This is a genomic window from Variovorax sp. MSC1_012 (genome assembly GCF_023667525.1).
GTDB lineage: Bacteria > Pseudomonadota > Gammaproteobacteria > Burkholderiales > Burkholderiaceae_C > Variovorax > Variovorax beijingensis_B.
Map to the genome: position 1 here is coordinate 409,766 of NZ_CM174443.1, position 17,406 is coordinate 427,171.

Genomic DNA, 17,406 nt, shown 5'->3' on the forward strand with positions numbered 1-17,406 from the left:
GCAATCTACGGCGCGTAGTCCCCGTCAATCCCCCCCGCACCCGCTGCGCTCCAGCACCGGCAGCAATTGCGGCCCCAGCGACTTCAGCAGCTGCGTCGGCAGCGCGCTCGTGAACCGGTAGCGGGCGGCGTACGGTTCGTTCACGTAGGCCATGATGGTGCCGAAGTAGCGGTCGCCGATCGTGAACACGAAGGTGGCCGAGCGGCTGATCCTGCGCTCGGCGCCCGCCCGTCCGCCGCGGCCGTTGTGCCCGTAGCGATGGTCGCCGGTGCCGGTCTTGCCGCCGATCTCGATCGCGCGGCCATTCGCGTCCACCAGCGCGCCCTTCAGGCGCCGCGCCGTGCCGTCCTGTACCACCTGCACCAGTGCGCGGCGCACCGTGGCGGCCACCTCGGCGGGCAGCACCTGCTCGGCGCCCGCGTCGCGCGGTTCGAGCCGCGTCTCGTAGGGCGTGTCGCGCGCAAAGTGCAGGGCGTCGACCCGTTGCACCGGCCGCCGCACGCCGTCGCTGGCGATGATGCCCATCAGTTCCGCCAGCGCGGCCGGCCGGTCGCCCGAGGCGCCGATCGCGCTCGCATAGGACGGTGTCAGCGATTCGAACGGGTAGCCCAGGCGCTGCCATGAGCGGTGGACCTCCGCGAAGGCATCGAGCTCGACCAGTTCGCGCAGGCGCTTGTCCTGCGCGCTCTTGTGGCGCGTCTTGAAGAGCCAGGCGTAGACCTCCTGGCGTTCGCTCGCGCTCGCGTCCAGCACCTCGGTCAGAGTTGCGCCGGGATGGCGCCGCAGGTATCCCACAAGCCAGAGTTCCAGCGGATGCACGCGCGCGACGTAGCCGCGGTCGGCAAGCGAAAGGCCCGCGTAGGTGGTGCGCAGCGCCCGCAGTGCGCGCGGCGATCCGGCGAAGCCCTTGCCCAGCCGCTGCGTGAGCAGCTCGTCGAGCCGCTCTTCGCTGGCCTCGGGCTCGATCGTGAACAGCACGCTCGCCAGGCGCGGCGCCGATGGCTTCAGGCCCCGCAGCAGCAGCGCTTCGGCGCCCGCGGCTGACTGGCGCTGGTACTTGCGATAGAAGCGGATCAGGAAGGCCGAGCCTTCGCGGTCGGCAAAACGCGCGAGCATCTCGCGCCGGCGCGGATCGGCCGGGTCTTTCAGCAGGCGCTCGGCATCCGACGTGCCGCCGAACATGCGGTGGCGCACCACGTCGCGCATCAGTCGGATGAACACCAGGTTGATCGAATGCTTGAAGCCTTCGCGCACCGTCATCGATTCGCTGTTGCGCGAGCGCTCGAAGTTCTCGAACTGGTGTAGGCCGCCGCCGGTGAAGAAGGACTCGCCCGGGTTCGCCGAATACTTTCGCTCCATGGCCGCCTCGAGCATCGGCGTGAGGCGGCGATCCTTGGCGCGCAGCAGGTACTGGCGCGCCCACGCACCCAGCGGATCGCGTGGGTTGTTCGCCAGCGCGGCGAGCCGGGCGGGGCTCAGGTCGGACCAGCGCGCGTGCAGCTCGGCCACGAGCTCGAGATAGCTCACCAGCGTGCGCAGCTTGGCGGTCGAGCCCAGGTCCAGACGCGCGCCCTGGTTCACGTCGAAGGGCTGGTTGATGTTGTCGGCCTGCACCCGCAGCAGGTTGGCCTGCGCGCCGCGCTCGAACAGCGTGAAGCTGTAGATCAGCGGGGCCGGATCCGCACCCGGGTCGAGCAGATGGGGGCCGAACAATCCCGCGGCCTTGGCCGCAGCGGGCGTCCGCAGGCCGGCCAGCACGTGCGCAGCCAGCGCCTGCGCTTCGCCGTCCAGGCTGGTTTCAGCTTCGAGGTCGAGGCGCTCCAGGTCGTAGGCGCGCGGCACGTCGAGCAGTGTGGAGATGTGGGTGCGCAGCGCGATGGTGGCCTTGCGCTGCACGAAGTCCGGGCGCGGTGTCGACGGCAGTTCGGGCCGCAGCTGCAGGGGCAGCGGCAGTGCCGCATCGCGCAGCGAGGGCGCGATCAGGCCCGCCTCGGCCATCAGCCGCAGGTAGCTGTCGGTCAGCCGCGCGAGGCCGGTGCCGTCGCCGAGCAGGTGCTGCGATGGGCGGCGCTGCGCGATCATCAGCGACAGCGCCTGCTTGAAGGCTTCTGCCTGGCGCCGGAGCGCCTCGGGCGTGGGCGCCGCCCCCTCGGCGTTGTCGGCGAGCAGGCGGTTGACCTCGCGGAAGTCGCGGCCGTACCAGGCCCACAGGCCATCGCCCAGGCCGTGCACCTCGCCGATGCCCGGGCGTGCGGCCAGCGGCACGGTATCGAGGTAGTCGACGACGATCTGGCGGCGCCGCGCCAGCGTGTCCTCGCCGTCCTGGTAGGCGCGCACCGAGGCCGAGACCATCTGGCGCAGCTTCTCGCGCACCGAGCCGGTGCGGCCCTGTGGCGAATGGCGGTACTTTTCGATCTGCGTGGCCAGGGTGCTGCCGCCCGTCGCCGACCCCCGCGGGTTGAACACCCGCAGTCCCTGCTCGACCGCGGCCTTGGCAAAGCGTTCCGGATCGAGCGCGGGGTTGCGCTGCGCCGATTCCGCGTCAAGCAGGTGGCGGTCCTCGACGAACAGCAGGGCGCTCACCAGCAGTGGCGGCACATCTTCGAAACGCTCGTAGGCGCGCTGGGGCACGCGCGTGTGCAGCAGCGCCGCATTGCGGCAGTCGCGCACGGTCAGGCCGGCCTGGTTCTTCTCGCGGTAGGGGGTGAAAAGCCCGTGCTCCTGCAGTTCGACCAGCCGCGGCGACATGCGCGCCTGGCGCGTGATGGCAAAGCCCTGGGGCTCCAGGCGGTCGATGAAGTGGGGAAGATCGTGGTAGCCCAGCCGTTCGTCGTACGGCCCGGTCTGGGGGAAGCGGATCGCATCGCTGGCACCGGCGCTGACGCTGAAGCCGGTACCGCTGGCAAAGTCGCGCCAGAAGGCCGATTGCCATCGAGAAGTCTTCAACTCGTTGACAACCGCGTATCCGGCAAGCGCACCCAGCACGGCGAGCCCGCCGCTGATCCAGAAGACCCTCTTGAACCTTGTCATGCTCTGCCTCGCACACAGTCCGCACCGCGGGTTCGTTCATGGCAATGATGCGCCTTTTGTAGCACTTTGTGTTGCACATGACGGACTTCAAAGCGGGAGAACTACCTATGCGGGCTGCCGGCATGTCGGCATAGAAAGGCGGGTTCTCCCATTGATTCCCGATACGGCGCGGCTCGTCGGGATGGCGGTTAATCCCTTTTTCTAGTGCCTAAGGACACTGGTGGGCTCGTCGTTCCTTGACTATCTTTGGACATAGGCTGGCCGGTTCGCGAATGTGCCTTCACTTCGTCGGGTCGACCGGTTTTCGATGTTGCAGCCATCGATGGCTGCAATTGTTCAAGGTGCGCGGAGTGGGCACGATAACTAGGGGAGCGAACAATCATGGCAGTAGACATGTTCATGCGCGTCGAGGGCGCGAACGGCGAATCCAAGGACTCGAACCACAAGGACTGGACGGATATCAAGTCGTTCGCATGGGGAGCGACGCAGCCTGGCAACATGGTCAGTGGCGGCGGGGGCGGTGTGGGCAAGGCGAGCTTCAATGACCTGCAGGTGCTCGCGCGCATCGACAAGGCGGCGCCGTCGGTGATGAAGAACTGCGCGAGCGGCAAGCACCTGAGCAAGGTGGAAGTGTCGGTGTGCAAGGCCGGGGGCTCGCAGATCGAATACACGCGCGTGACGCTGGAAGAAGTGCTGGTCACCTCGGTGCAGTACACGGCCGAGCAGGGCGGCGATGCGGTGCTGGTGCAGTTCGCGTTCCAGGCGGCCAAGGTGAAGCAGCAGTACTGGGAGCAGACCGACAAGGGCGGCAAGGGCGCCGAGACCGTGCTGGCCTGGAACATCAAGGAAAACAGGGAAAGCTGAATTCCCCCGGCACGACTTTCGGATGACCCGCAGTTTCATCGCCCACAGTACGCTGGGCGAGCGCCTCAAGTTCCGCTCAATGACGGGGCAGGAGCGCATCTCCACCTTGTTCGAGTCGCGCGTGCTGCTCGTGAGCGAGATGCCCGGCATTGCGCCTGGCCGCATGCTCGGCGAGAACATGACCATCGAAGTCAACCTGGCCACCGAGCTGGGCGGGCCGGGTCGGCGCTTCCTGAGCGGGCAGGTCACGCGCTTTGCCAGCGTCGGCAAGGACGACGGCGACATGCACATGTACGAGGCCATACTGCGCCCGTGGCTCTGGTACGCCACGCGCCGGTCGGACTTCAGGATCTTCCAGTTCAGGACAGCCCCAGAGATCCTGCAGGAGGTGCTCGCGCCTTACGGCTTCGCCATCGATGCCCGGCTGGGTGGTAACTACCGCACGTGGGAATACTGCGTGCAGTACGCCGAAACCGACTTCAACTTCGTCAGCCGTCTGATGGAGCAGGAGGGCATCTACTACTTCTTCTCGCACGCCAGAGACGGCCACCAGCTCGTGCTGTGCGACGGCCCCGACTCGCACGCCGAGCTGCCCGGCGGCCCGGTGCGGGTGCCGTACTACGCGGGCGTTCGCGCGGCGCAGATCCCGAAGCAGGACTTCATCGACACCTGGCATCACGCCGAGGACATCGCCAGCGGCCACTTCGCCGCCGACGACTACGACTTCAGGAAGCCCAACGCCAGGATCGACACCATGCGCCGCCAGCCGGCCGGCCATAGCCACGACAGCTTCGAGACGTACGACTGGCCTGGCGGCTACACCGAACTGGACGACGGCGAGAACTACGCGCGCGTACGGCTGGAGCAGTTGGCCGGGCGCCGCGAACTGATCAGCGCCGAGGGCAACCTGCGCCACATGGCGCCCGGCTACCTGTTCGAACTGGCGCGCCACCCGAACGCCGAGGACAACCGGCGCTACATGATCGAGGCGGTGAGCTACGACTTCCGGGAGAACGCCTTGCGCGTGGTCGGCGGCGTGGATGCGGCCTACAGCGAATCGACCAGCAGCACGAGCTACCGGCAGACCTTCGAGGTGCTGCCCGACAACGCGAGCTACCGCACCGCCCGCGTCACGCCCAAGCCGCGCACCACCGGTCCACAGACCGCCGTCGTGGTGGGGCCGGCGGGCGAGGAGATCCACACCGACGAATACGGTCGCATCAAGGTGCAGTTCCACTGGGACCGTCACGGCCGGCGCGATGAGAACTCGTCGTGCTGGGTTCGCGTGTCGCAGACCTGGGCCGGAAGCAACTACGGCGCCATGCACATTCCGCGCGTCGGCCAGGAGGTGATCGTCGATTTTCTCAACGGCGACCCCGACCATCCGATCGTCACTGGCTGCGTCTACAACGCCGCCCAGATGCCGCCGTGGGAGCTGCCGCGCCACAAGACGCAGACCGGCTTCCAGACGAACTGGAGCAAGGGCGGCGGCGGCAAGCACATGCTGCGCTTCGAGGACAGCCGCGGCACCGAGCACATCGAGCTGTCGACCGACCACGGCAACACCCACCTGCACATGGGCTACCTGATGAACCAGGGCTCCGGCGTGCAGCGCAGCTACGGCTTCGAGCTGCGCACCAACGAGTGGGGTTCCATCCGTGCCGACAAGGGCCTGCTGCTAACCACCTACACGCAGGACTACGCACAGCGCGCCTCGCACGACAACCCCGACGGCCACGAGCACATGGGCGCCGCGCTCGCGCAAAGCAATGCACTGATGCAGGCCGCGGGCCAGGCCATCTCTTCCACCAAGGCGCTGGTCGGTGCGATTGCGCAGGGCAAGAACCAGACGCTCATGGGGCTGGTGCAGGGCGTGCAGGCCGCGGGCGGCCTCTCGCAAGCCATCACCGCGCTGGCCGGCGGCGGATCGCCCGAGGCAGGCGTGTCCGACAACCCCGACCCGGCCATGGCCGACGCGCAGCACATGCTCGACCTGTCGCGCAAGATCGACAAGCCCGTCGTCTCCATCGTGAGCCCCGAGGGCCAGACGATGATCAGCCCCAAACCCATCGTCGTGAGTTCGGGGCAGAGCGTGTCGATGCGTTCGACGTCCGCAATGACCATGACCACCGGCGCGCAGCTCACGCAACTCGCCGCGAAGGGCATGCTCACGCAGGTGAGCGAGGGCGGGCAGGTCAATGTGGTGTCGGATGGCGACATCGTCTCGCACGCGAGCGCGGGGGCGATCAACCTGGTGTCGAAGACCGACGCCTCGGTAACTTCCACCGCGAGCAACGCCAATCTCACCGGTCAGAAGTCTGTGCTGATCCAAGCGGCCGAGCAGGATGTGTTCGTCACGGCCAAGACAAGCATCTCGCTGATCTGCGGCAAGTCGTCGATCGTGCTGCTGGCGGATGGCACGGTGCAAATCAATGGGGTGAAGGGGTTGGTCAACTTCACGGGGGAGCTGGATCAGCGGGGCGGGAAGATCTTCCTGAACTGCGAGGCGCCGGTGGGCAGCGAGAGCCAGCAGACCGTGGCGGAGGAAGAGGCGGCCATGCCGGCACCAGCCTCCGCCGCTGCTGCGCCGGCGAAGTCGTCGCTCGTGCCCCGGGGCCAATGGAAACCGACTGGCCTGGGCGCCGGCGTCGACGGACTCGCCGCCCGGTCGCCCAAGCTGCAGCGTCAGTGGGGTCCTCTCAAGGACGACGGCTGGAGCATGATCTACGGGACGGCCGGAGCGGGCTCATACGTCAAGAGGGGCGAGAAGGTCATCGTGATCGACAGCAACACGGCTTCGGATCCCCACCAGGTCACGTCCGCCGTGGCTCATGAGGTGGGGCACGCAACCTATACGGTTCCGCCGGACATGTCGTCCAGGCAAGCTTATGTCACCAGCAAACTGGACGGCGAGGGCGCCGCCGCCATGAACCAGATCTGGGTACAGCGCGAGATCCAGAACGCCACCGGTCGAAACATCATGGCGATCGAGCCCAAGGCGAAGATGAACGTCTACAACGCCGCGTTCAACAAAGCAGCCGAGACAGGCAATTGGGCAGGGGCCCATCGCACGGCCGGCAAGTACATCGGCACGCTGAAGACCTCAACCACCAAAGAGCTCTACACGACGTATTACGGCAACTGGTACGACAACCGCGTCGGCGGCGGTGGCCACTAGGCGCTGCGAACCGTTCGGCGGTACATCCAAGGGAGGACCATGAACCAAGCGGCAATGACCTTGTGGCAGGCGATCGACGCATTGGCCGCGCAAGTCCCGTTCTCGAAGGAAAAGGTCGAGAGCGCCATCCCGACCCGCCTCAGGGACACCGAGGCCCCGGGCAGCGAGGTCTTCCGGTTCTTCGACGGCACGCCTGTGCAACTCGGCGACGGCGTTGAGGTGTCGAAAATCGATCTGCGCATTAAGCGCGAGGGATCGCATCCAGGCTTCCTGGTGCTGGATCTGAAGGGGCAGTGCGTGTCGCTCGATGAAGTGCGGCAGCGCTACAAAAACCTGCAGATCTTCGGCATGCCGACCGGCCGCTCGCTCGATGAGGCGACCAGCTATTCGACGGCGCTCGGCTGGGGCCAACTGTCGTTCGGTTTCAGGGAACGCAACCCGGCGTGCCTGGGCTACGTCGTCTTCGATCCGGCTTGAACACATCGGGAAAAATCTCCATGCACTACCACCTCAACGAAGGCCAGTTCGACATCCCCGACGACGGCCGCATCGACCGTTCGATGAACGTGCTCGCAATGCCTGACGGCTCTGGCACCACGCTCATCGTGAGCCGCGACGCGCTGCAGACGCAGGAGACGCTGGCGCAGTTCGTCACCCGCCAGATGCGCGACCTGACGCGACAGGTGAGCCAGCTCAAGGAAGTGTCTCGCGGCGAGGTCGCCATCGGATCGCCGATGCGGGAGCTGCGCGGCATCGAGCTCGTCACGCAGTTCAGGCAGAACGGGCAGGCGCTGTACCAGCGGCAGGCGGTGTTCCAGCTCGCGGCCCCGAGCCCCAACGTGCTGATCCTCACGGCCAGCAGCGCTGTCCCTTTCGACGCCGAAGCCCTGGCGATCTGGCAGCGCGCCCTCGCGAGCTTCCAGCCGCGCGCCTGACTGAAGCCGCCCACCCCGGCAACGCACACCCCATGGCCGGCCAAGCAGCAGCACGCCTGCACGACCCCATCGCTCACACCAACGCCCACGCGAGGTTCTGGGCCAGGTTCGCGGGCGGGTTGGTCGGCGGCATCGCGGTGGGTTTTGCGGCGGGGCTGGCGGCGGCCGCCATCGTCGGCACCGGCGGGCTGGCCGGGCCGCTGGTGGTGGGGCTGGTGGTGGTTGGTGCGCGCGTGGCCGGCGGCTACGTCGGCGCGGGGCTCGGCGAGGCGGTGGCCGACGCGCTGGTGCCCGAGACCCTGACCGTCACCGGCCAGATCAGCAGTGGCTCGTCGGACGTGTTCATCAACAGCAAGGGCACCGGCGCGGCGCGCGCTTCGCCCGACATACCGATGGACACGGTGACCTGCGCCAAGGACTCGCCGCAGATCCTGCTGGCCGAAGGCGCCGAGACCGTCTTCATCAACATGGGCGTGGCCTCGCGCAAGAACGACCACACCGAGTGCGGCGCCAAGATCAGCGAGGGGTCGCCCAACGTCTTCATCGGCGGGCCCACCGCCCGCGTGCGCGACGTGGCCGACGAGGTGCCGCTGATCTCGAAGATCGCGGTGACCGTCTTCAACCTGGTGCTGATCTACAAGGGCCTGCGCTGCCTGCCCAAGCTCGCGCGGCAGGGCAAGGCCGCGCTGCCTTGCCTCATCGAAGGCGCCATTGGCCTGGGCATGGGCATTCACGGCATGGTCAGCTCCATCGGCAACCCGGTGCATGCGGCCACGGGCGTCAAGTTTCTGGGCGGCGAGAGCGAACTCGACTTCACGCTGCCGGGGCCGCTGCCGATTGTCTGGCAGCGCTTCTACAACAGCCGCGATGTTCGCAGCGGCGGCCCGCTGGGGCAGGGCTGGAGCCTGCCGTATGCAATGGAGCTGTGGCTCGGCACCGGCTCCGACGGACAACCCGTCATCGTCCTCGTCGACGAGCGGGGCAGGGAGGTGGAGTTTCCCGACATCGAGCCGGGTACCCGGCAATACAGCCTGCGCGAGGGCCTGGACCTGTGCTGCACGGAAGGCGGGCACTACTTCTTCCACATTCCGGGCGGGCTGTTCTTCATCTTCGAAGAGCCCTCGGCCGGCCGCGCGCGCCCGCAGGTGCTGAAGCTCATCCGCATCGAAGACCGCAACGGCAACTTTGTCGAGCTGCGCCATGACGCACTCGGGCGCCTGGGCGAAGTGACCGACAGCACCGGCCGCCTGATCGCGCTCGACCATGCGGGCGAGAGCGGGCGGCTCGACGCGGTGCGCCTCGCGGTTGGCGCACCGGGCGAAACCCCGGGCCTGCTCGTCGCCTACCGCCACGATGCACAGGGCCGCCTTGCCGGCGTGACGGACCGCAGCGGAGCATCGGTGCGCCGCTTCGGCTACGACAGTCGCGGACTGATGAACTTTCACGCCGATGCGGCAGGGCTGGAGTGCCACTACGAATGGACCGGGGCCGCGAAGGAGGCCCGCGTCGGTCGCCATTGGACCAACGACGGCCAGCGCTACGACATCGGCTACGCGTCCCTGCTGCCGGAAGATGCAAGCGGCGCCGAGAATCCGAACGCCGCCATCGGCGAGACCCGCGTCGTCGACCAGCTCGACCGCGTCTTCGTCTGGCGCTGGAACGCGGAGCACCAGTTCACCGCGTACACCAACGCCGAAGGCCAGCACTGGCAGGCGCACTACAACGAGCTGCACCAGCTCGTCGCAATGACCGAGCCCAACGGCGCGGTCACTCGCTGCGCCTACGACGCACAGGGCTTCATGAGCAGCCGGACCGACGCCCTCGGCCGCACGCACAGCACCGGCTGGACCGAGTCCGGCCTGCCGTGGCGCGAGACCCTGCCCGACGGCAGCGCCTGGACCTATGCCTACAGCGACGAGGGCAACCTCGTGCGCGAGACCGACCCGCTCGGCCACACCACCGAATACAGCTACGACAAGCGCGGCTTGCCGATCCTCGTGACCGACGCCAGGGGCGGGCGCAGCCGCATGGCCTGGAGCGAATGCGCGCAGCTGCTCGCACTGACCGACTGCTCCGGCAAGACCACGCGCTATGCCTACGACGGATGGGGCTACCTGAAGACCGTTACCGATGCGATGGGCCAGCAGACCCGGCTCACGCACGACGCCATGGGCCGCCTGCTGGCCATCTCGCAGCCCGACGGCAGCCACCAGGCCTTTCACCGCGATGCGGCGGGCCGCCTGGTCGCCGCCACCGACGCGCTGAGCCGCACCACCCGCTTCGCGCTTGGCCGCCGCGGCGAGCCGCTGCTGCGCGAGGATGCCGAAGGCCGGCGCATGGCGTGGAACTACGACAGCGCCCAGCGACTGCAGTCGCTCGTCAACGAGAACGGCATGCGCTTCGAGTTCGTGCGCGACGAAGCCGACCGCGTGGTCGAAGAGCGTCGCTTGGGCGGCACGCGCGTGCAGGTCGCCTACGACGCGGGCGGCTGGCCCGTCGTCATCACCCACCTGCCCGGCATTGGCGACGAAGACCTTGCGCTCGACGACCCGCAAGCGGGCCGGCTCCGCGTGGCGCAGCCGCTGCGCACCGAGTTGTTGCGCGACGCCGTGGGCCGGCTCGTCGAGAAACGCACCGCCACCCACTGCTACCGTTACCGCTACGACGTGCTCGACCGACTCATCGACGCAGTCAAGCTCGAAGTGGTGAGCGCGGGGGCCGGCGAGGCGCTGCCAACGCTGCGTGCGCTGCACCGCACCTGCTTCGACTACGACAAGCTCGGCCGCCTCGTCGGCGAAAGCGCCATCGACGAAGTCAGCGGCGAGCGCCACGAGCTGCGCCACGAGCACGATGCGCTCGGCAACCGCACGCGCACCCTCCTGCCCGCGCTCGCGGGGCACGGCGGCACCGTGCGCGGGCTGAACTACCTGCACTACGGCTCGGGCCACCTGCACCAAGTCAACTTCTCGCTGCAGCACGGCGATGCACCGGCTGTTCACCAACTGATCAGCGACATCGAACGCGACGACCTGCACCGCGAGATTGCGCGCAGCCAGGGCGCGATCTCCACCCGCTTCGCGCTCGATCCGCTGGGCCGCCGCGCCGCCGCCTGGAGCCGGCCGGCATCGTTGACCGCGCCCTTCACCACGCGGGACGCCGCCTGGCGCCAGGCCCTCGACAGCGCCGGCACCCCGCACGCCCGCCTGCTCGACGGGCTGATGAAGGAGTACAGCTACGACCCCGCGGGCGAACTGCGCCAGAGCCGCCATTCGCTGCAGGGGGCCGCCAGCCATCGCTACGACGCCACCGGGCGCATCGATGAAACCGTGCGCACGCCGACGCCTTACGCGCATGCGGCGCATGGCGCGGCCAACCATGAACGCTTTGCCTACGACCCCGCCGGCAACCTGCTCGACGCATCGCTGGCAGGCCCGGCGGCGCAGGGCGGAGTGTCGGGCTATGTGCGCGACAACCTCGTGCGGGTGTTCGAGGACAAGCGCTACATCTACGACGGCCACGGCCGGCTCGTGTGCAAGAAGTCCGGCAGGCACACCGAGCAGCGCTTCGAATGGGACGACGAAAGCCGCCTTGTGGCCGTGCACACCACGCGCCGCCCGCACACCCCCGAGGCCACCACGCAGGTCACGCGCTTCGACTACGACGCCATGGGGCGCCGCGTGGCCAAGCACGATGCGTTCGGCTGCACGCGGTTCGTGTGGGAGGGCCTGCGGCTGATCGAAGAGCGGCGCGGCTCGCGGGTGGTGAGCTACGTGTACGAGCCCGACAGCCATGTGCCCATGGCACGGCTCGACGCGAAGGCCGAGCCTGCCGCGGCATCGGCCGCGCGCATCCTGCACTTCCACACCGACCCCGCCGGCCTGCCGGAGGAATTGAGCAGCGGCGACGGCAACCTGTGCTGGCGCGCGAGCTACAGGACCTGGGGCGCCACCGTTACCGAGCAATGGGAAGTCACCGCGCTGGACGGCCGCTCCGCCCGGCCGGGCGAAGAGGCGCCGCAACCCGCCGAGCAGAACCTGCGCTTCCAGGGGCAGTACCTCGACCGCGACACCGGCCTGCACTACAACACCTTCCGCTTCTATGACCCGGACATCGGGCGCTTTATCAGCCCCGATCCGATCGGGCTGGAAGGCGGCGACAACCTGCATAGCTACGCACCCAATCCGACGCGTTGGATCGACCCGCTGGGATGGGCCTGCGGAGAGACGCTGGCCCGGCCGGTCGGCTTCAACAGGGGAAGCCGCAACTTCTTGCTGGAGCAGGGCAATGCCACCTCGGGGTGGAAGCACATCTACGACCGCCATGTGGACCCCACCCGATTCACCGGCAAGTCGAAGTTCGACGCCAGCATGGGCCAGGGAGAGATTTCTTCGCTGCTGGGCAAGACGCTCAAGCACGGCAAGGAGTCGAGCTACGAGGGCAAGGCGGTGTTCGAGTCCAGGCTGAAGTACGGCGGACAATACAAGCGCTATCGCGCCACCGTCAACGAAGACGGAACCGTTCGAACCTTCCACCCGCTGGATTGACCATGCTGGACATTTACTACACAGATCCATCCGCCACCGACATGCCCGACGATCCCGGCAGCCTTGAACTGGCGGGCTCCATCGATCTCGATGCCCACCGCTCGCTGGCGGTGTTGTTCGACAAGGGCAGCCAGGCCGGTGCGGGGCTCAAGTACTTCGAGGATTCGTTTCTGCAGCCCGCGCAGGTCGCAACGCTCATGAAGATATTCGTGGCCAACGCGCGTGAACTCGGCAGCAACCGCCAGGCGCTGGCTGCGTTCGAGGCGATGCGCGGCATCTTCGAGACGGCATTGGCCAAGGGCGCAGGCCTGGTTGCCTTCAGCGATTGAGCTTGCGCCGAAAAGGAAATGAACGGCTGAAGGCCAAAGAGATCAAGGGCTGAGCGTCGCCCTCACCCCACCGCCTTGATCGTTCGTTCCCGCCCCGCCTTGGCCACCATCGACGCCACCGCGCACGAGGCCAGGCGTGCCGGCTCCGAGTCGGCGCGGCTCGTCAGGATCACCGGCACCTTGGTGCCCAGCACGATGCCCGCCGCATAGGCTCCGCCCAGGAAGCTGAGGCTCTTCGCCAGCATGTTGCCCGCGTCCAGGCTGGGCACGATCAGCACGTTGGCGCGTCCCGCCACCGGCGAGACGATGCCCTTGATGCGCGCCGCCTCGGCGTCGATGGCGTTGTCCATGGCCAGCGGCCCGTCCAGCTGCGCGCCGGTGATCTGCCCGCGGTCGGCCATCTTGCACAGCGCGGCGGCGTCGAGCGTGGAGGGCACCTTGGTGTTGACCGTTTCGGTGGCCGAGAGAATCGCCACCCGCACCGCCGGCATCTGCAGCGCATGCGCGAGGTCGATCGCGTTCTGCACGATGTCGACCTTCTCTTCGAGCGTGGGCGCGATGTTGATCGCGGCGTCCGAAATGATCAGCGGCTGCGCGTGGCCCGGAATGTCCATCACGAAGCAGTGACTGATGCGCCGCGACGTGCGCAGCCCGCCTTCGCGCCGCACCACCGCGCCCATCAGTTCGTCGGTGTGCAGGCTGCCCTTCATCAACGCATCGACCTCGCCGCGCAAGGCCATGGCGACGGCGGCGTCGGCTGCGGCGTGGCTGTGGGGGGCGTCGATGATGGGGATGGCCGAGAGGTCTGCGTTGGCTTCGCGTGCGGCAGCCTCGATCTTTGCGCGCGGGCCGACCAACACCGGCGCAATGAGGCCCAGCGCGGCTGAAGCCAAGGCGGCTTCGAGCGACACGGCGTTGGCCGGGTGGACGACCGCGACGCGGAGCGGTGGGAGGGCGCGGGCGGCGGCGATCAGGCGGTCGTAGTGGGGGTGGGAGGCGGAGAGAGTTGACGGCGCCATGCGGGCTCCGGAGGTTGGGTGGTTCAACGAGTTCTGCAACGCATCACGACATTGCCTTGATCAACTCGAGCGCGCGACCGCGCGCTTCGGGCGCGAGCGCATAGAAGGCGAGCAGCAGTTCTGCTGCATCGTCATCCGTGGCGTAGAAATAGGCGACCGGGACGTTGAGCACAGCAGCCAATCGCTCGACGGTCAACCAATCCGGCGCGTGTTTGCCCCGTTCATATTGGTTCATCCTGGCGCTCGATGACATCTCGTCGATGCCGGCCATGATCCCCAACTTCTCCTGCGACAAGCCGGCTCGAAGTCGAGCGGCCTTCAGGCGCTTTGCAAGTACCGACAAAAAAAGCACCCCTAACAATTTTGATCAGGGATGCTCAAAGTTTCTGGCGCGGGATACACTAAGGATTGCTTAGTAAATGAGGGAGTTTGTCTTGGACGCGTCAGACATTCTTGAGTGTTGATTGCCACCGAAAATTGACCCACTAATGGAGTGAACCCCATCGACTGGACCACTGGGGAAAGATGAACTGATACGCTGGCTGGGCCTTCATAGAAGGAGAAGGTCCATGTCCTCAAGAGGTCCGTATCGCAGGCACTCGGCGCAGTTCAAACTGCAGCTGTGCCATGACATCCGCTCAGGCACCCTGGGCCGGCGCGACGCCCAGCGGAAGTACACCCTCTCAGCCAATCTCATCCAGATGTGGCTGACGCAGTTCGACCGCGGCGAGCTCAGCAACGAGGAGGCCGAAGCATCTGTGGTGGCCGACTACGAAGCGAAGATCGCAGCCTTGGAGCGCAAGGTGGGGCAGCTCACGATGGAGCTCGAGCTGGTCAAAAAAACGCCGCGCCTGCGCCTCGTGAGCGACAGCGAGAATTCCTCCATCATCACCGGCCCGAAGCCTGCTCCATCCGACGGGGGTGCCAAGTGATCGAACTGCCGCGCAGCACGTTCTACTACCAAGCCAACGAGCCCGCCATAGCCTTGAGCGATCTTCAGGTCGTTCAGCTTATCGAGAGCATCCAGGATGAGCTTGCCGGCTACGGCTATCGCCGTGTGACCCATGAACTGCGCCGCCGCGGTCACCTCATCAATCACAAGCGGATCGCGCGCCTCATGAAGTTGCACGGTCTGGGCATCAAGCCGCGCCGACGCTTCGTTCGCACCACCGATAGCGACCACGACTCGCCGATCTTCCCTAACCTTTATCGCAACGTGATTCCGAGCCGCCCGGACCTCGTGTGGGTGGCGGACTTCACGTACATCCGCATCGAGTCCGGGTTCTGCTATCTGGCGGCCATCCTCGATGCGTGCAGCCGCAAGGTCGTGGGCTATGCGATCTCGCGGCGCATCGACACACCGCTCGCGTTGGCGGCGCTGCGTTCGGCCGTCCGAAGCCGACAGCCGCAGCCGGGCTGCATCCACCATACGGATCGCGGTTGTCAGTACGCGAGCGAGACGTACCGACGCGCATTGCAGGAGGCCGGGCTCCGAGGCTCGATGAGCTCGCCGGGCAATCCGTATCACAATGCCCAGGCCGAGAGCTTCATGAAGACGCTCAAGGTCGAGGAGGTGTACCTGGCCGGCTACGAGACCTTCGCAGACGTGGCAACGCGACTGCCGCGGTTCATCGAAGAGGTCTACAACGCCAAGCGGCTGCATTCGGCGCTCGGTTACCGCCCACCCAACGAATTCGAATCCCAACTCGCTCAGCAGGCGGCTTAGTTCTGATGACCCCAGTGGTCCAGTCGATGGGGTTCACTCCATAAACGCAGTAATTTCCGTCTAAGACTGACCCACGTAAAACCCTACCCTGCTCATTTTTAAAGCAGGGGATCCTAGGAGTGATAGACGTGGCGACATTGAGTGTCATCAGACGCTGGGCCCTGCGCGAGCAGATGTCCATCCGCGAGATAGCCAGGCGTACAGGCCTGTCTCGCAACACCTAAAGAAGTACCTGCGAGCTGGCGACGAAGAGCCGCGCTACGCCAAGCGGACGAGCTCAAGCAAGCTCGATCCCTATGCCGACAAGCTCTCGACCTGGCTCGCGGTCGAGGCAACCAAATCGCGGAAACAGCGGCGCAATCTGCGGCAGATCCACACACCTCAATCTAAAAAGGAGCACATCAAGCACTTATCCACGCCGTGAAGCCTTTGGGCTCACAAAGCGGGCGGGTCAGTATTCAATGGAAATCTAGGGTCAGAGATCGGTGGAATCAAACAGTTGAAGGAAAGGCTGCAGGTTCTTGAGGCGTCTGGGCCAGCCTGACTTCGTGTCCACGGCCCATTTGCGGGTCAAAAAGGCAAAAAGCCCCTGGCTCTTACGAATCAGGGGCTTTCTATTTGGTGCCGGAGAGATGAATCGAACACCCGACCTTCTCATTACGAATGAGCTGCTCTACCGACTGAGCTACACCGGCGAAGCCTCGGATTATAGCAACACCGTCAGGCCTTTTCGGCGTGGTACCTGGTCAAACGCTCGACTTCGTTACGTGAACCCAACATCACGCTCACGCGCTCGTGCAGTTTGGTGGGCTTCAGGTCGAGGATGCGCTGCTTGCCGTTGGTGGCCGCGCCGCCGGCCTGCTCGACCAGCCAGCTCATCGGGTTGGCCTCGTACATCAGGCGCAGCTTGCCGGCCTTTTCGGGCTCGCGCTTGTCCCATGGGTACATGAACACGCCGCCGCGCATCAGGATGCGGTGCACGTCGGCCACCATGCTGGCGATCCAGCGCATGTTGAAGTCCTTGCCGCGCGGACCTTCCTTGCCGGCCAGGCATTCGTCGATGTAGCGCTTCATGGGCTCGTCCCAGTGGCGCATGTTGCTCATGTTGATCGCAAATTCCTTGGTGTCGGCCGGAATCTGGATGTCTTCCTGCGTGAGCACGAAACTGCCTTGCTCGCGGTCGAGCGTGAACATGGCCACGCCGTTGCCCACGGTGAGCACCAGGGTGGTCTGCGGGCCATAGATGCAGTAGCCGGCCGCCACCTGCTGGGTGCCGGGCTGCAGGAAGTCGGCTTCCTGCACGCCGGGGGTGTCGTCGGGCTTCTTCAGCACGCTGAAGATGGTGCCGATGCTTACGTTCACGTCGATGTTGCTGCTGCCGTCGAGCGGGTCGAACATGAGCAGGTATTCGCCCTGCGGATAGCGGTTGGGCACCACGTAGATGCTGTCCATTTCCTCGCTGGCCATGGCCGCGAGGTGGCCGCCCCATTCGTTGGCCTCGATCAGCACTTCGTTGGCGATGATGTCCAGCTTCTTCTGGATCTCGCCCTGCACGTTCTCGCTCTCGGCGGTGCCGAGCACGCCCCCCAGCGCGCCCTTGTTGACGGCCTGGCTGATGCTCTTGCAGGCGCGGGCGACCACTTCGAGCAAGAGGCGCAGCTGGCCGGGAATGAGGCCGTCGGCGCGCTGCTTTTCGACGAGGTAGCGGGTGAGGGAAATCTTCTGGGTCATACGGTTCTGTTTCCTGGATAGGGTCGATGATTTCGATATCGTGGTCTGCC

The 17,406-nt window shown here is 66.4% G+C and carries 11 protein-coding genes, 1 tRNA gene and 2 pseudogenes; 9 read left to right on the forward strand and 5 right to left on the reverse strand.

All coding sequences use genetic code 11. The features are described 5' to 3' along the window. Positions 1-24 precede the first annotated feature (24 nt). The gene (locus L1081_RS01910) at positions 25-3,030 is read right to left on the reverse strand and encodes a transglycosylase domain-containing protein (protein ID WP_489414944.1); all 3,006 of its coding nucleotides are present in this window, start codon (positions 3,028-3,030) and stop codon (positions 25-27) included. A 381-nt stretch (positions 3,031-3,411) separates the two neighbouring features. On the opposite strand from L1081_RS01910, the gene L1081_RS01915 reads away from it, so the two are divergent. Genes L1081_RS01915 through L1081_RS01940 form a run of 6 tightly spaced genes read left to right on the forward strand, consistent with a single transcriptional unit; the run spans position 3,412 to position 12,880 of the window. Next, entirely contained in the window at positions 3,412-3,894 is a 483-nt protein-coding gene (locus tag L1081_RS01915) for an Hcp family type VI secretion system effector (RefSeq protein ID WP_319427133.1), read from the forward strand. Positions 3,895-3,916: 22 nt separating this feature from the next. Further along, positions 3,917-7,072: a type VI secretion system tip protein TssI/VgrG gene (gene tssI, locus L1081_RS01920; RefSeq protein ID WP_489414945.1), complete on the forward strand. Its 3,156-nt coding sequence runs from the start codon at positions 3,917-3,919 to the stop codon at positions 7,070-7,072. Positions 7,073-7,111: 39 nt separating this feature from the next. After that, positions 7,112-7,549: a hypothetical protein gene (locus L1081_RS01925; protein WP_489414946.1), complete on the forward strand. Its 438-nt coding sequence runs from the start codon at positions 7,112-7,114 to the stop codon at positions 7,547-7,549. Between the two features lie 20 nt (positions 7,550-7,569). Further along, positions 7,570-8,007 (forward strand): DcrB-related protein, encoded by a 438-nt coding sequence (locus L1081_RS01930; protein ID WP_489414947.1) that lies wholly within the window; start codon positions 7,570-7,572, stop codon positions 8,005-8,007. A gap of 32 nt (positions 8,008-8,039) precedes the next feature. Beyond that, positions 8,040-12,551, forward strand: a complete 4,512-nt coding sequence (locus tag L1081_RS01935; protein WP_489414948.1) for an RHS repeat-associated core domain-containing protein — start codon at positions 8,040-8,042, stop codon at positions 12,549-12,551. Between the two features lie 2 nt (positions 12,552-12,553). Next, complete coding sequence (locus tag L1081_RS01940; RefSeq protein ID WP_489414949.1) at positions 12,554-12,880, forward strand: hypothetical protein; 327 nt, start codon at positions 12,554-12,556, stop codon at positions 12,878-12,880. A gap of 62 nt (positions 12,881-12,942) precedes the next feature. On the opposite strand, the gene L1081_RS01945 is transcribed toward L1081_RS01940, so the two are convergent. Then, positions 12,943-13,899: a phosphate acetyltransferase gene (locus L1081_RS01945; protein ID WP_489414950.1), complete on the reverse strand. Its 957-nt coding sequence runs from the start codon at positions 13,897-13,899 to the stop codon at positions 12,943-12,945. 43 nt (positions 13,900-13,942) lie between these two features. Continuing rightward, positions 13,943-14,251: a helix-turn-helix domain-containing protein gene (locus L1081_RS01950; protein WP_489414951.1), complete on the reverse strand. Its 309-nt coding sequence runs from the start codon at positions 14,249-14,251 to the stop codon at positions 13,943-13,945. 217 nt (positions 14,252-14,468) lie between these two features. On the opposite strand from L1081_RS01950, the gene L1081_RS01955 reads away from it, so the two are divergent. The 3 genes and pseudogenes from L1081_RS01955 to L1081_RS01965 form a co-directional block, all read left to right on the forward strand. Next, a complete protein-coding gene (locus L1081_RS01955; RefSeq protein WP_489414952.1) occupies positions 14,469-14,831 on the forward strand; it encodes a transposase in 363 nt (120 codons plus the stop codon). After that, positions 14,807-15,625 (forward strand): annotated as a pseudogene (locus L1081_RS01960) (IS3 family transposase); the annotation flags it as partial. The gene L1081_RS01955 and the pseudogene L1081_RS01960, both read left to right, overlap by 25 nt. 119 nt (positions 15,626-15,744) lie before the next feature. After that, positions 15,745-16,001, forward strand: a pseudogene (locus tag L1081_RS01965) (IS21 family transposase); the annotation flags it as partial. Between the two features lie 243 nt (positions 16,002-16,244). Here L1081_RS01965 and L1081_RS01970 read toward each other — a convergent pair. Both L1081_RS01970 and L1081_RS01975 read right to left on the reverse strand, forming a co-directional pair. Then, positions 16,245-16,320 (reverse strand) — tRNA-Thr (locus L1081_RS01970). Positions 16,321-16,345: 25 nt separating this feature from the next. Next, on the reverse strand, positions 16,346-17,356 hold the full coding sequence (locus L1081_RS01975; RefSeq protein ID WP_489414953.1) for a class 1 fructose-bisphosphatase: 1,011 nt from the start codon (positions 17,354-17,356) through the stop codon (positions 16,346-16,348). Between the last annotated feature and the right edge of the window lie 50 nt (positions 17,357-17,406).

Excerpts from the sequence above, each read along its gene's own strand:
- L1081_RS01925 (WP_489414946.1), top strand. The coding sequence starts at position 7,112 with ATGAACCAAGCGGCAATGACCTTGTGGCAGGCGATCGACGCATTGGCC.
- L1081_RS01955 (WP_489414952.1), top strand. The coding sequence starts at position 14,469 with ATGTCCTCAAGAGGTCCGTATCGCAGGCACTCGGCGCAGTTCAAACTG.
- L1081_RS01915 (WP_319427133.1), top strand. The coding sequence starts at position 3,412 with ATGGCAGTAGACATGTTCATGCGCGTCGAGGGCGCGAACGGCGAATCC.
- L1081_RS01975 (WP_489414953.1), bottom strand. The coding sequence starts at position 17,356 with ATGACCCAGAAGATTTCCCTCACCCGCTACCTCGTCGAAAAGCAGCGC.
- L1081_RS01930 (WP_489414947.1), top strand. The coding sequence starts at position 7,570 with ATGCACTACCACCTCAACGAAGGCCAGTTCGACATCCCCGACGACGGC.
- L1081_RS01935 (WP_489414948.1), top strand. The coding sequence starts at position 8,040 with ATGGCCGGCCAAGCAGCAGCACGCCTGCACGACCCCATCGCTCACACC.
- L1081_RS01910 (WP_489414944.1), bottom strand. The coding sequence starts at position 3,030 with ATGACAAGGTTCAAGAGGGTCTTCTGGATCAGCGGCGGGCTCGCCGTG.
- L1081_RS01945 (WP_489414950.1), bottom strand. The coding sequence starts at position 13,899 with ATGGCGCCGTCAACTCTCTCCGCCTCCCACCCCCACTACGACCGCCTG.
- tssI (WP_489414945.1), top strand. The coding sequence starts at position 3,917 with ATGACCCGCAGTTTCATCGCCCACAGTACGCTGGGCGAGCGCCTCAAG.
- L1081_RS01940 (WP_489414949.1), top strand. The coding sequence starts at position 12,554 with ATGCTGGACATTTACTACACAGATCCATCCGCCACCGACATGCCCGAC.